The organism is Ferrovibrio sp. GW821-FHT12B10 (assembly GCF_058807515.1).
This window is the reverse complement of the sequence record NZ_JBXAQT010000001.1, coordinates 1,327,807-1,340,593: the sequence shown is the minus strand read 5'-3', so window position 1 is coordinate 1,340,593 and position 12,787 is coordinate 1,327,807. Positions and strand designations below refer to the sequence as shown.

General features: G+C 64.9%; 13 protein-coding genes. 10 read left to right on the top strand and 3 right to left on the bottom strand.

Annotated elements, in window-relative coordinates:
* Window positions 1-13: 13 nt before the first annotated feature.
* Genes AC1RRT_RS06800 through AC1RRT_RS06790 form a run of 3 tightly spaced genes read left to right on the top strand, consistent with a single transcriptional unit; the run spans window position 14 to window position 1,829 of the window.
* Complete coding sequence (locus tag AC1RRT_RS06800) at window positions 14-355, top strand: hypothetical protein (RefSeq protein ID WP_493013018.1); 342 nt, start codon at window positions 14-16, stop codon at window positions 353-355.
* Complete coding sequence (locus AC1RRT_RS06795; protein WP_493013017.1) at window positions 352-798, top strand: M67 family metallopeptidase; 447 nt, start codon at window positions 352-354, stop codon at window positions 796-798. Before AC1RRT_RS06800 ends, AC1RRT_RS06795 begins: the two co-directional genes overlap by 4 nt.
* A 2-nt stretch (window positions 799-800) precedes the next feature.
* Window positions 801-1,829, top strand: a complete 1,029-nt coding sequence (locus AC1RRT_RS06790) for a threonine aldolase family protein (RefSeq protein WP_493013016.1) — start codon at window positions 801-803, stop codon at window positions 1,827-1,829.
* Here the strand turns inward: AC1RRT_RS06790 and AC1RRT_RS06785 are convergent, their stop codons facing one another.
* Entirely contained in the window at window positions 1,830-2,744 is a 915-nt protein-coding gene (locus AC1RRT_RS06785) for a LysR family transcriptional regulator (RefSeq protein ID WP_493013015.1), read from the bottom strand.
* 114 nt (window positions 2,745-2,858) lie between these two features.
* Between AC1RRT_RS06785 and AC1RRT_RS06780 the strand changes: the two genes are divergently transcribed.
* Window positions 2,859-3,104: a hypothetical protein gene (locus AC1RRT_RS06780; RefSeq protein ID WP_493013014.1), complete on the top strand. Its 246-nt coding sequence runs from the start codon at window positions 2,859-2,861 to the stop codon at window positions 3,102-3,104.
* Between the two features lie 68 nt (window positions 3,105-3,172).
* A complete protein-coding gene (locus AC1RRT_RS06775) occupies window positions 3,173-3,952 on the top strand; it encodes a DODA-type extradiol aromatic ring-opening family dioxygenase (protein ID WP_493013013.1) in 780 nt (259 codons plus the stop codon).
* Between the two features lie 5 nt (window positions 3,953-3,957).
* Here AC1RRT_RS06775 and AC1RRT_RS06770 read toward each other — a convergent pair whose 3' ends face one another.
* Both AC1RRT_RS06770 and AC1RRT_RS06765 read right to left on the bottom strand, forming a co-directional pair.
* Window positions 3,958-4,482: a hypothetical protein gene (locus AC1RRT_RS06770; protein WP_493013012.1), complete on the bottom strand. Its 525-nt coding sequence runs from the start codon at window positions 4,480-4,482 to the stop codon at window positions 3,958-3,960.
* Window positions 4,483-4,535: 53 nt separating this feature from the next.
* Window positions 4,536-6,263, bottom strand: coding sequence for a tetratricopeptide repeat protein (locus AC1RRT_RS06765; RefSeq protein ID WP_493013011.1), 1,728 nt, complete (start codon window positions 6,261-6,263; stop codon window positions 4,536-4,538).
* A gap of 214 nt (window positions 6,264-6,477) precedes the next feature.
* On the opposite strand from AC1RRT_RS06765, the gene AC1RRT_RS06760 reads away from it, so the two are divergent.
* From AC1RRT_RS06760 to fliG, 5 genes are all read left to right on the top strand, one after another.
* Window positions 6,478-8,406, top strand: a complete 1,929-nt coding sequence (locus tag AC1RRT_RS06760; protein ID WP_493013010.1) for a flagellar hook-length control protein FliK — start codon at window positions 6,478-6,480, stop codon at window positions 8,404-8,406.
* A gap of 11 nt (window positions 8,407-8,417) precedes the next feature.
* Entirely contained in the window at window positions 8,418-9,524 is a 1,107-nt protein-coding gene (locus tag AC1RRT_RS06755) for a FlgD immunoglobulin-like domain containing protein (RefSeq protein ID WP_493013009.1), read from the top strand.
* A gap of 50 nt (window positions 9,525-9,574) precedes the next feature.
* The gene (sciP, locus tag AC1RRT_RS06750; protein ID WP_493013008.1) at window positions 9,575-9,925 is read left to right on the top strand and encodes a CtrA inhibitor SciP; all 351 of its coding nucleotides are present in this window, start codon (window positions 9,575-9,577) and stop codon (window positions 9,923-9,925) included.
* Window positions 9,926-10,085: 160 nt separating this feature from the next.
* Window positions 10,086-11,738 carry a flagellar basal-body MS-ring/collar protein FliF gene (fliF, locus tag AC1RRT_RS06745; RefSeq protein ID WP_493013007.1) on the top strand — a complete coding sequence of 551 codons (1,653 nt, stop codon included), beginning with the start codon at window positions 10,086-10,088 and terminating at the stop codon, window positions 11,736-11,738.
* Window positions 11,739-11,761: 23 nt separating this feature from the next.
* Entirely contained in the window at window positions 11,762-12,775 is a 1,014-nt protein-coding gene (fliG, locus tag AC1RRT_RS06740; RefSeq protein WP_492979026.1) for a flagellar motor switch protein FliG, read from the top strand.
* Window positions 12,776-12,787: the final 12 nt, after the last annotated feature.

The following is a 12,787-nucleotide window of genomic DNA, read 5'->3' as shown; positions in this document are numbered from 1 at the left end:
AGATTTCTTCACAATGAGCGAGACACAGGAACAGACCCTCAAGATACGGTGGCTGAAGGCTGTCGTCATCGGTCTGGGCGTCATCTTCGTCGGTCTCGCCACCCTTCTGATCGTCCTGATCATGACTGGCGGGCCGAAACGCACGGCTAACACACCGGCGGCTGCCCCGCGCAACGTGACGATCGAGGATATGGTGTTCAGCCTGCCCAAGAACAGCCGCGTCGCCGATGTGCTGTCGACCGGCAACCGCATCGTGCTGCGGGTGCGGCTGGCCGATGGCACCGAGCGGCTCTATGCGCTCGACAGCGAGACGCTGAAGCCGCTGGGCAGCATCACGGTTCAAGTCGAGAAATGACCCTGCGGCTGACGCCCGCACAGGCGGCGCAGCTGACGGCTCTGGCCGAGGCGGCCTGGCCGCGCGAGGCCTGTGCACTGCTGGTCGGGAATGAAGACCTGCGCGTCACCGAGATCGTGCCGGCGAAGAATCTGGCGACGACGCCCGAGCGCGAATTCGAACTCGATCCCGCCGTGCATGTCGCCGTGATGCGGCGCCTTCGTGAAACCCAATCTTCCGAGACTGGCGGGACCAATCGCATAATTGGTCACTGGCACAGCCATCCGAACGGCCGGCCGTCGCCTTCCGTGCAGGATGCGGCGATGATTTACGACACGGCTCTGGTCTGGCTGATCAGCGCGGTGCAGGATGGGCGCGCGGGCGCGCCGCAGGCCTGGCGGCCGGACGCTGCCGCCACCGGATTTGCACCGCTTGCCCTCGAGATTGAACAGCAGGACGTCTGAAGATGGATTTTCGCAGCGATAACGTGGCCGGCGCCGCCCCCGAGATCATGGAAGCCCTGATCGCCGCCAACAAGGGCACACAGTCCTCCTACGGCGCCGATGACTGGAGCATGGAACTCGACGGCGCCTTCTCGGTGCTGTTCGACCGTGAATGCAAGGTGTTTCCTGTCGCCACCGGCACTGCCGCCAATGTGCTGAGCCTGGCCTGCATCAGCCCGGGCCATGGCGCGATCTACTGCCATCAGGATGCGCATATCGTCACCGATGAATGCAATGCGCCGGAATTCTTCACCGGCGGCGCCAAGCTGGTCACCCTGCCGGGCGAGCAGGGCAAGATCAGTCTCGATGCTTTGAAAGAAGCGCTGTCGCTCGGCTGGGCCGGGTCGCAGCATAACCCGCAGCCCTCGGCGGTCAGCATCACGCAGGCCACGGAATCGGGCACGCTCTACACACCCGATGAAATCGCCGATATCGCCGGTCTGTGCCGCGAGAACAACATGCGTCTGCATATGGATGGCGCGCGTTTTGCCAATGCGGTCGCCGGCCTGAACTGTTCCGCGGCCGACATCACCTGGCGCGCCGGCGTCGACGTGCTGAGCTTCGGCGCCACCAAGAATGGCGCTTTCGCCGCGGAAGCCGTGGTCTTCTTCAAGCCCGAGCTGGCCGAAAGCTTCCTCTATCGCCGCAAGCGCGGCGGCCACCTGTTTTCCAAGGCGCGTTTCCTGTCGGTGCAGCTGCTGGCCATGCTGCAGGATGGGCTGTGGCTCAAGCTGGCCCGTCAGGCCAATGCGGCGGCGCGTGAATTGGCCGATGGCCTGGCGCGCATTCCCGGCGTGCAGATCACCACGCCGGTGCAGATCAACGAAGTCTTTGCCGTGCTGCCGCCCAAGCTGGCCGAAGGCCTGCGCGCCCAGGGCGCCAAGTTCCATCCCTGGAGCGCGGACGGCTCGCTCAACCGTTTCGTCTGCTCGTTTGACAAGAGCCCGGCCGAGATCGCGGCGCTGATCAAGGCCGCCCAGGCCCTGGTTTAATCAGGGCTTCATCAGCCAGGGCGGTTCCGGCGTGAACTGCTCGATCAGGTAATCGGCGAAGACTCGTACTTTCGCGGCCAGATGCTTGCGCGCCGGATAGACCACATGGATCGGGCGCAGGACATCGGCCGTGTGTTGTGTCAGCACCGGCACCAGCCTGCCTTTCTCGATGGCCGGCTTGATGCCGAAGTCGGCCGCATAGCACAGCCCCACGCCATCCAGCAGCATGCGAAAGATCGCATCGCCGTTGCTGCTGCGGAAATTGCCGCGGATGGGTCGGCGCTCGATGCTGCCGTCGGGACGATGGAAGGGCCATTCGTTCAGGCCCTCCGGCCCGTCGAACAGCAGGCAGTTGTGATGCGCCAGGTCGTCGGGTGTCTGCGGTGTGCCATGCTTTTCCAGATAGGCCGGCGCCGCGCAAATGATGCGGCGATGCTCGCCGAGTTTGCGCGCGATGAGCGTTTCATCCTGAAGCTGGCCGGTGCGGATGCCGACATCCTCGCCCTCGGCGACCAGATCGACCACCTGGTCGGCGAAGGTGATCTGCACGTCGATCTTGGGATAGCGCGCCAGGAAGCCGGGCAGCAGCGGCACGATCTGCGTCATGCCGAAACCATGCGCGACATTGACGCGCAAGCTGCCGCGCGGATCGGCCTCGGCGCCGCCGACGCTGGCCTCCACCGCATCGATGTCGGTCAGGATCTCGCGCACCTGATCGGCATAGACGCGGCCCTCGGCGGTGAGGCTGACGCGGCGTGTGGTCCGCTGCAGCAGTCGCGCGCCCAGCCGGTCCTCCAGCCGCGAGATCAGCTTGCTGACGGCAGACGGGGAGAGGCCCAGCGTCTTGGCGGCTTCGGTGAAGCCGCCCTGATCGACGACCTGGATAAACGCCTGCATTTCGCCATAACGATCCATGAGGACCTTATTTATGAATTTCAGTCATTAAATACTGACATAATTCCGCATTAATGAAAAGTGCAGTGCAGCATAGGATCATGCCCAGTCCACCCAGCAAGAGGAGGGCCTCCCATGACCCAGCTGACCCATCCCACCAATCTGATGACTGACATCGACAAGCGTTTCCAGATCGGCGAGGGCTTCCCGGCCATCCGCTACATCTCGTCCGACGAGATGGCCTACCTGCGCGCGCGCGCCGTCACGCTGCGCGGCGAAACCATCCGAGCCTTCATTGGGCGAATCGCGGGCCTGTTCCGCGCCCGCCCGACCGAGTGGGCACGGCCTGCCATGAATGGGCCGCTTGCCGCTGGCGAGTAACCGGCAGGTAAGTCGTCACTGACCGGTAACGTCTTGCAGGGCCGGCGACGCTGGCATAGGTGATGCCCATGTCATTGCCGGCCCTGTTCATCAGTCATGGTTCCCCGATGCTGACGCTTGAGACCGAGCGTCCGGCGCATCGGTTTTTGCTGCAGGCCGGCCCGCGCTGGCAAAAGCCGAAGGCGATTCTCGCGATCTCGGCGCATTGGGAAACCGCGGCGCCTGAAGTGGCCGCCACGCCGCAGCCCGCCACCATCCACGATTTCTACGGCTTCCCGCCCGCGCTCTATCAGATGGCATATCCCGCGCCGGGTTCGCCGGCGCTGGCCCAGCGCGTGAAATCGCTGCTGGATGATGCCGGCTTTGGCGCGCGCCTGAATCCGGAGCGCGGCCTCGATCACGGCGCCTGGTCGCCGCTGCTGCTGATCTATCCGCAGGCCGACATCCCGGTGCTGCAATTATCCTTGCAGCCCGATCTTTCGCCCGCCCATCACATGGCGCTCGGCCGCGCGATTGCGCCCCTGCGCGACGAGGGCGTGCTGATCATGGCGACCGGCTCGCTCACCCATAACCTGCGCCAGCTCGATCGCCGCGACAACGGACCTGTTGTTGACTGGGCACAGGCTTTCGCCGACTGGATGGCGGATAAGCTGCAAAGCCGCGACGATGCGGCGCTGGCGGATTACCGGCGGCAGGCGCCGCATGCGGCGATGAATCATCCTACCGATGAGCATCTGCTGCCGCTCTATGTGGCGCTGGGCGCGGCGACGCCGGGCAAGGCGGCCGAACGCATGCATGCCAGCTTTGCCTATGGCTCGCTGGCGATGGACAGTTATCTGTTCAACTGAAGGGCCTAGCGGCCGATGTCGCCGAGCAGGCGTACGATCACCATCGCCAGCACGACCACATAGAAGATCATCACGCCGAGGATCACGTAACGGTGCACGTCGCTGCTGGCCTTGGGCTTGAGGCGGCGCGCGGTGCGGGCGAAGTTCGACAGGTCGCTGGCCAGGTAGGCCTGTTTGGCATGCTCGCGATTCTGCCAGACCTGCAGCATCAGCAGCACCCCGACGATGGCGGCGCCGACGAAGATCAGGAAGCCCGAGACGAAGTTTGCCACATCCTGCGCAAACGGCATGACGATGCCGATGGCGGCCAGGGCGATCGAGAGCAGGGTGAAGTATTCCAGCACGCGCCACTGCTGCCGCTTGGCGAACAGCACGTTGCGCGCGGCCTCCTCGTATAGCAGGCGATATTCGGCATGGGTGAGGTCATCGAGCGATGTGGACTCGAGCTGCTCCTTGCCGGCCTCGTCATCGGGATAGGTGCTGACTGCGGGCCCTTTGGGCGCCAGCGGGCGCGGCGGTGCGCCGGTCACGGGAGGTTTTTGCGGTGGCAGGCTCATGGGGTGAGTCTAGCGCCGTTTGCAGCTTATGCCAGCGCGAAGTCGATATAAGTGTCGGCCAGCGTGACCGTGAAGCCCAGCGTATCGCCGGCTTTCACGCTGCGATCCTCGGGCAGCCAGCAGGCGGCCTGGCCCCAGTGCCGCATGGCGCCGCCCGGGCCAGTGGACAGCATGATCTCGTCGTCGAGCCAGAGATCGAACCAGAAGACCAGCGCCTGTGCCATGCCATCCGCCGTGATCGGGGCCTGCCATTGCATGGTCTGCGGCCGGGTCCAGTCGGGTGGGCTGGCGAATTCCACCAGCCGCACCGGCAGCACGGCGCTCAAAGGCTCGTAACGCTCGTGATCCAGCCGCACATTGCCATGCGCGCTGGTGTTGCGGAACTTGTCGAAGGCCGAGAGATCGAAGCCACTGATGCTGCGCAACGGATTGACCGGCCGCAGCACCGGCAGGCTGACCACCTGTGCCAGCACCTGCGCGCGGGCGGGAATGATCTGTGCGCCTGGTTTTGCCAGGCGCTTCAAGGCATCGCGGGCCGTCGGCAGCATGCCCTCGCCGATCAGACCGGTGTCCAGCACCTCCGCCACGATCAGGTCGGCCAGGGCTGGCATCTCTTTCTGCGGGTCGATCTCGGTCGAGCGTTTGGGGATGACCGTGATACGTGCGTCGGCCTTGTTCTGCGCCACGATCTCGCGTGCGGTCTCGGCGATCAGCGGATGAGCTTCGGCGGCGATCACGGCTTTCGCGCCGGCGCGCGCCGCCATCAGCGCCAGCAGGCCAGACCCGGTGCCGATATCCAGCACGGTCATGCCCGGTGTCACGGCTTTCTTGAGCGCGGCATCAAAGGCCTCGTTGCGCGCCGTATCGGCCAGCATGGGGAAATGCCAGCCGGGAATGAGGCCGCTTAAGAGTCCTGATAGCGCCGCCTTCACCTCGGGGTGATCGGGCGCCAGTTTAGCCGCGCGCTGGAAGGCCCGCATGGCGGTGGCGGTATCGCCGATCTCGCGCGCCGATTGGCCGATCGCCATATGGCCGACGACCAGATTGGCATCTAGAGCCACGGCCTGTTTCAGCGCCACGATCGCATCGCGGAAGCGGTGCTGCTTCTGCAGCGCCAAGCCGAGATTGAGATGTGCGACTGCGAGCGTCGGCTGCTGTTCGGCGGCGGCGCGATAGGCCGCGGTGGCAGAAGGAAGATCGCCGGCCAGCTCATGGGCAATGCCGAGGTTGACGCGCGCGGCGACAAACTGCGGCGCGCTTTGCAGCAGGGCGCCATAGGCGGCGATGGCGGCGGGATAGTCGCCGCGTTCGCGCTGCAGGTTGGCGCGATTGAACTGCGCCTCGGGGAAGGCAGGGCGCAGGCGCAACGCCTCGGCATAAGCGGCATCGGCATCGGCAGGGCGGCCAAGCAGCGCCAGCGCCAGGCCCAGATTGTTGGCGGCCTCGGGGCTGTCAGGGTTGCGGCTGCGCGCCTGCTCGGCCATGCGCAGCGCCTCGGCCGGCTGGCCGGCGGCGATGAACAGCATGGCGGCGGTATTGAAATAGGCGAGCTGCCCGGGCTGCAGCGACAGGGCGCGCTGGACGTATTTCACGCCCTCGGCCGGGCGCCCGGCCTGATGGTGTAGCAGGCCGAACTGGTAGAGCACCTCGGGCTGCTGGGGATTGCCCCGCAGCATGGCCTGGTAAATCTCGGCGGCCTGGGCCAGGCGGCCGGCCTGCTGGTGCTGCAACGCGGTCTGAAACGGGTCTGACATGGGGCCGGACCTTAGCCGCTCCATCCGGGCAAGGCGACCGGCAGAAGGGGCGCAGGATAGGTCATGGGGCACCGGCAGAAATTGCCGGCCGGCAAGTCCAGACCGCGGTTTCGAGCGCATCGCTCAAATTTATACAAATAAAATCAATATCTTAATATGAAAAACCGAGTTGGCCCGGCGCTTGCTACCAGAGGAGCGTCGAATGAGGATTCCCATGCAAGTCACCTCGGTCAACAGCACTGCCGCCTCCGCTTCCGCTTCTGCCGCCGACGATATCGGCCGCCGGGCGGAGGATTTCTCGCGCGTGCTGCAGAATGCCTTCTACGGCGCCGGCAGCCAGGCCGTGGCGCGCAGCGGCGAGCAGGCGACTCAGGATGTGCCGGCCCCCCGCACCGAGACCCGTCAGGTTGAGCGCACCGAGCGCGCTGCCGCTGCCGAGCGTCCGGCCACCGACCGTTACAGCGAAGATCGCACCGAAGCCCGCGCGCCGGCTGCCAAGCCCGCCGAGACCGATACCCGCGACGCCGCGTCGGCTGAAAAGACTGCCGACAAGCCGGCCGAGAAGCCTGTTGAAAAGCCGGTTGCCAAGGCCGACGACAAGCAGGTGGCCAAGGATCAGACCGAAGCCGCGCCGGCCGATAAGGACGCTGCGCCCAAAGCTGAAGACAAGCCCAAGACCGAGGCCGCCAAGCCGAATGCCGGCGAGACCGAGGTCGCCGAAGACGAGACTTTGGAAGATGACGCTGCCAAGCCGGTGGTGGCCGAAGCCCCCGATGCGCTGCTGATCCTGAATCTGCTGCAGCAGGTGCCGGTCGTCGCCGCGCCGGCTGCCACTGCCGTCGCTGTCGATACCAAGGTTGCTGTTGCCGCCGCGCCGGTGGTCACCACGCCGGTCGTCGCCGCGCCGGTGGCCGCGCCTGCCGCTGCTGTTGCCGCTGCCGCCGCCATTCCTGCAGCGCCGGTCGCCACCGCTGCTGACGCCGCTGCCCAGGCGCTGGCCGCCGCGCAGGCCTCGGTCGAGGCTGCTGCCGTTCCGACGCAGGCGCCGGTCGAGATGCCGGTGCAGACTCCGGTAGCGCAGCAGGCCGCTGCCGATGCCGCGATGAAGGCCGCCGTCGCCAAGGATGCGACCGAGACCAGCGTGGCTGCCCTGCTGTCGCAGCAGCAGACCATGACCAAGGAAGATTTCGCTGCGATCCGGCAGACCCTGCAGGCTCGGGCGGAAAGCCAGCTGCAGCAGAATGTTCAGACCGTGACCGCCGAGCCGCAGCCGCAACTGCAGGTGCAGGTCGTTCAGGCGGCCGGCGTGGCCGTGCCGAAGGCCGATGGCAAGAGCGACAAGTCGCTGGCCGTCGATATGCAGCCGGTGACCGCCGCGACGCCGAAGCCACTGGTCGACCAGGCCGCGCTGATGGCTATGCAGAACGAGGGCGACCATGCCGACGCCGCGCTGCTTCAGCAGCAGCTGCAGGCCCAGACCGAGCAGCAGCAGCTGAATGCCGCACCGGAGATGAAATTCGCCGCCGCCCTGCAGAAGCATTTCGGCGCCGAGATCGTCGTGCCGCAGGGCACTGCTGGCGCCACCCAGCAGAATACCCCGGCCCACGTGGCGCAGCAGCAGACCGCGCTGGCGACGCCGGCCGCGCAGTCCACCGCGGCCAGCCAGCATGCCAGCAACCAGACGCTGGCGCGCGGCCTCAACGCCTATATCTCGGCCGGCGAACAGGTTGCCGTGCAGATCAAGAAGGGTGCCTCCGAAGGCCTCGACAAGATTTCGATCCGCCTCGATCCGGGTAATCTGGGTCAGGTGGAAGTGAAGCTGGAAGTCGGCCATGACGGCCGCCTGATGGCCGTGATCGCCGCCGACAAGCCGGACACCCTGCAGATGCTGCAGAAGGACGCCGGCGCGCTGGAGCAGTCGCTGCGCGACGCTGGCCTGAAGACCGACCAGCAGTCGCTGAGCTTCTCGCTGCGCGACCAGAACCAGGCCCAGGAAGGCCGCGAGAATCAGGGTGGCCAGGGCCGCCGTGGCCGCGGCCATGAAGAATATGCCGAGACCACCCGCATCGATCCGGTGCAGGCCGCTGCCGCCCAGGCGCAGCGTGCTGCGGCCGCCCGCGGCGGTCTCGATATCAAGATCTAAGGAGACCGACCATGGTTACCGCAGTCACCTCCGTTCCGAGCACCACCAACGCCACGCCGACCCAGTCGGAAAACGCGGGTGTGTCGCTGGCAAAGAACTTCGACACCTTCCTCACGCTGCTGACCACACAGCTGAAGAACCAGGATCCGACCTCGCCGATGGACTCCAAGGAGTTCACCACGCAGCTCGTGCAGTTCAGCCAGGTCGAACAGGCGATCAACCAGAACAAGAACCTCGAGAAGCTGATCTCGCTGGTCGGTTCGCAGCAGAGCTCGAATCTGGTCAGCTATATCGGCAAGCAGATCGACATCGAGTCGGACAAGTCGACGCTCAGCACCTCGCAGAGCGCCGCCTGGCTGTATGACCTGCCGTCCACGGCGACTGCCGGCGAGCTGCGCGTCATCAACAGCAGCGGCAAGGTCGTGCATACCGCGGCGCTGGACAAGGCCAAGGGCGAGCATGCCTTCATCTGGGACGGCACGCTGGCCGGCGGCGGCAAGGCCCCGTCGGGCAACTACCGCCTGGAAGTCGTGGCCAAGGATGCGGCTGGCAATTCGATGGAATCCACGATCAAGACCCGCGGCACAGTCTCGGCTGTCGAACGTGTCGATGGCGTGGATTTCCTGGTCGTCAACGGCGAGAAGTACTCGGTCGCCGACGTGCTGGCCCTGCGCGATCCGCAGGTGCTGCCGACCAATCCGCAGGAGAACGGCTCCTATGTGAATTACATCGGCAAGGAGATCGAGTTCTTCGGTGCCAAGAGCGCCACGCAGAGCAACAGCACGAACTGGACCTATGGCATGAACGCCAATTCGTCGACGACGAAGATCCAGGTTCTCGATGCCGACAACAAAGTGGTCTACGAGACCACGGGCAATACGACCAAGGGCCGCCACGACTTCAACTGGAATGGCGTCAAGTCCGACGGCACCACGGCGCAGAACGGCGAGATCTACACCCTCAAGGTCGAGGCCAAGAACTCCGACAACCAGGCCGTCGCCGTCGACGTGCTGGGCCGCGCCAAGGTCGACAGCGTCGCCTACGAAAACTACCAGGCGATCTTCCTTATCGGCACGCTCGGCATTCCCCCGGGCGCGGTCGTCACGGTGCGCAGCTAATCCTCTTAACCTTCAGTCCAAAGTTTTCGTCAGAAAGGCGGAAAACCACCATGCAGAACCTTCACAGCTTTCCCTCCCGGCCGCATATGGTCTCCGCCCAGGCACCGGCCAGCGTGATTGGTCCCGAAGGTCAGCGCATCACCCTGGACAGCCTGCCGCCGTCCAACACGAAACGCTGGGTTATCCGCCGCAAAGCCGAAGTCGTCGCCGCCGTGCGCGGGGGCTTGCTGACCCTGGACGCCGCCTGCGAGCGCTATGCCCTGACGGTGGAGGAATTCGCTTCCTGGCAGCGCGCCATCGACCAGCATGGCCTGCCCGGCCTGCGCACCACCCGTTTACAGGAATATCGGCCCGGCAGCCTGCCGGAGCGTGGCCTGCGCCCAGCCCGTATTTCCCCGTAAATCGCTAAATAAATCTCACCATTCAGGGCAACATCCCGGTAGGCAAATTTTGCCGGGATGTTAACCTCTCCTTCATCCCGCTTTCCTACCTTGCACACAAGGCAGGAAGGGCCTGCCGCAACGCGTGCCTGGTGCATGGGGTGATGCCGTGAATGGTATTATGAATATGATGCGGAATATCGGTCCGGCTCGCCTGGCGATGCTGGCGGCGACCGCAGCCGTGCTGATCGGCTTTTTCGTATTCCTTGGCATGAAGATCACGCAGCCCAAGATGGCGCTGCTCTACGGCAACCTGGACCTGCAATCCTCGGGTGAGATCGTCGCCCGCCTCGAAGCCCAGAAAATTCCCTATCAGATCGGCTCCAACGGTACCCAGATCCTGGTGCCGGAAGACCGCGTGCTGCGCGCCCGCATGCAGCTGGCCGAAGGCGGCCTGCCGTCCGGCGGTGGCGCCGGCTACGAAATCTTCGACAAGGCCAATGCGCTGTCGGCCACCAATTTCATGCAGAACCTGAATCATCTGCGCGCGATGGAAGGCGAGCTCGCCCGCACCATCCGCTCGATCGATCAGGTGCAGTCGGCCCGCGTCCATCTTGTGCTGCCCAAGCGCGAGGTGTTCAGCCGCGACCAGCGCGAGCCCTCGGCCTCGATCGTGATCAAGACCCGTGGCGGCCGCCTCGACCAGCCGCAGGTCCGCGCCATCCAGAATCTCGTCGCCTCGGCCGTGCCTGACCTGAAGCCCTCGCGCATCGCTGTGATCGACGATCGCGGCAACCTGCTCGCCGGCACCCAGGAAGAACCCGATGCGGCGACCGCCACGGCCGGCCGCATGGCCGACATGCGCCGCCAGACCGAGGAGCGCCTGCGCAAGAATGTCGAGGCGCTGCTCGAGCGTTCGGTCGGCGTCGGCAACGTGCGTGCCGAGATTTCCGTCGACATGGATTTCGACCGCGTTACCACCAATCAGGAACTGTTCAATCCTGACCAGCAGGTGGTGCGTTCGACCCAGACCATCACGGAGAACAACCAGAGCTCGGAAGGCCAGCAGAACGTCTCGGTTGCCAACAACCTGCCCGAAGCGCAGGGTCAGGGCGGCTCGCAGCAGTCCTCGTCGGGTAACCGCACCGAGGAACTGGTCAATTACGAAATCTCCAAGACCATTCGCACCCAGGTGCGCGAGGCTGGTGTGCTGCGCCGCGTCTCGGCCGCCGTGCTGGTCAACAACATCATCCAGGTTGACGGCCAGGGCCAGCGCTCCTACCAGGCCCGGTCGCCGGAAGAGATGGCCCAGCTCAATGCCCTGGTGCGCAACGCCATCGGTTTCGACCAGCAGCGCGGCGACACCATCGAAGTCGTGACCATGCGCTTCGCCGAGCCGGGCGACATCCCGGAAGAGATCGATCCGGCCAGCATCCCGATCTTCATGGGCCTGACCAAGGCCGACTTGTTCCGCATCGGCGAGATTGCCGGCTATGTACTGCTCGGCCTGCTTGCCATGCTGCTGGTGGTGCGCCCGCTGATCAAGCGCGTGCTGGAAGCCTCGCAGGAAGGCGACGATATTCCGCCGGGCATGCTGACGCCGGCGATGCCGGGCCTGCCCATGGTGGTGGGTGGCGCGCCGATCGCCGAACTGCCGGCCGCACCCGATGCCGGCATGGCGCCGCCGACGCCCGGCATCGAATCGATGATCGACATTGCGCGTATTGAAGGCCAGGTGAAGGCCTCGTCGCTCAAGAAGATCGGCGAGATCGTCGACAAGCATCCCGAAGAGGCTGTGTCGATCATCCGCAACTGGCTCTATCAGACCACCTGACGGCTGCGGACTAGGAGCGCCTCATGGCAGAAAAAGATTTCCGACAGCTCAAGGGCCCCGACAAGGCTGCCGTGCTGATGCTCGCGCTCGGCGAGGAGCATTCGTCCAAGATCTGGCCGCTGCTCGACGACGAAGAGATCAAGGAAATCTCGCAGAACATGGCCAACCTCGGCGCGGTGAATTCCGACGTCGTGGAAAAGCTGTTTCTTGAGTTCGTCAACAACTTCTCCTCCACCGGTTCGCTGACGGGTACGTTCGACAGCACCGAGCGACTGCTGATGAAGGCGCTGCCGTCCGAGCGCGTCAATCAGATCATGGAAGAGATTCGCGGTCCGGCCGGCCGCACCATGTGGGACAAGCTCGCCAACGTGAACGAAAACGTTCTGGCCAGCTATCTCAAGAACGAATATCCGCAGACCGTCGCCGTGGTTCTCTCGAAGATCCGCCCCGAGCATGCCGCGCGCGTGCTGGCGGCATTGCCGGAAGAATTCTCGATGGAAGTCGTCATGCGCATGCTGCGCATGGAGGCGGTGCAGAAGGAAGTGCTCGACAAGGTGGAGCAGACGCTGCGCGCCGAATTCATGTCGAACCTCGCGCGCACCAACCGCCGCGACGCCCACGAAATGATGGCGGAAATCTTCAACAGCCTGGATCGCAATACCGAGTCGCGTTTCCTCGCGGCCCTGGAAGAGCGCAGCCGCGATGCGGCCGAACGCATCAAGGCGCTGATGTTCACCTTCGAGGATCTGATCAAGCTCGATCCCTCGGGCGTGCAGACCCTGCTGAAGAACGTGCCGAAGGAAAAGCTCGGCCTGGCGCTCAAGGGCGCGTCCGAGACGTTGCGCGACCTGTTCTTCTCCAACATGTCCGAACGCGCCTCCAAGCTGCTGCGCGAGGAAATGGAATCGATGGGCCCGGTGCGTCTGAAGGACGTGGACGAGGCGCAGATGCTGATGGTGACCACCGCCAAGGAGTTGGCGGCCAAGGGCGAGATCATGCTCGCCGACAACAAGGGCGAAGACGAACTCATTTACTGACGGGACGCGGCG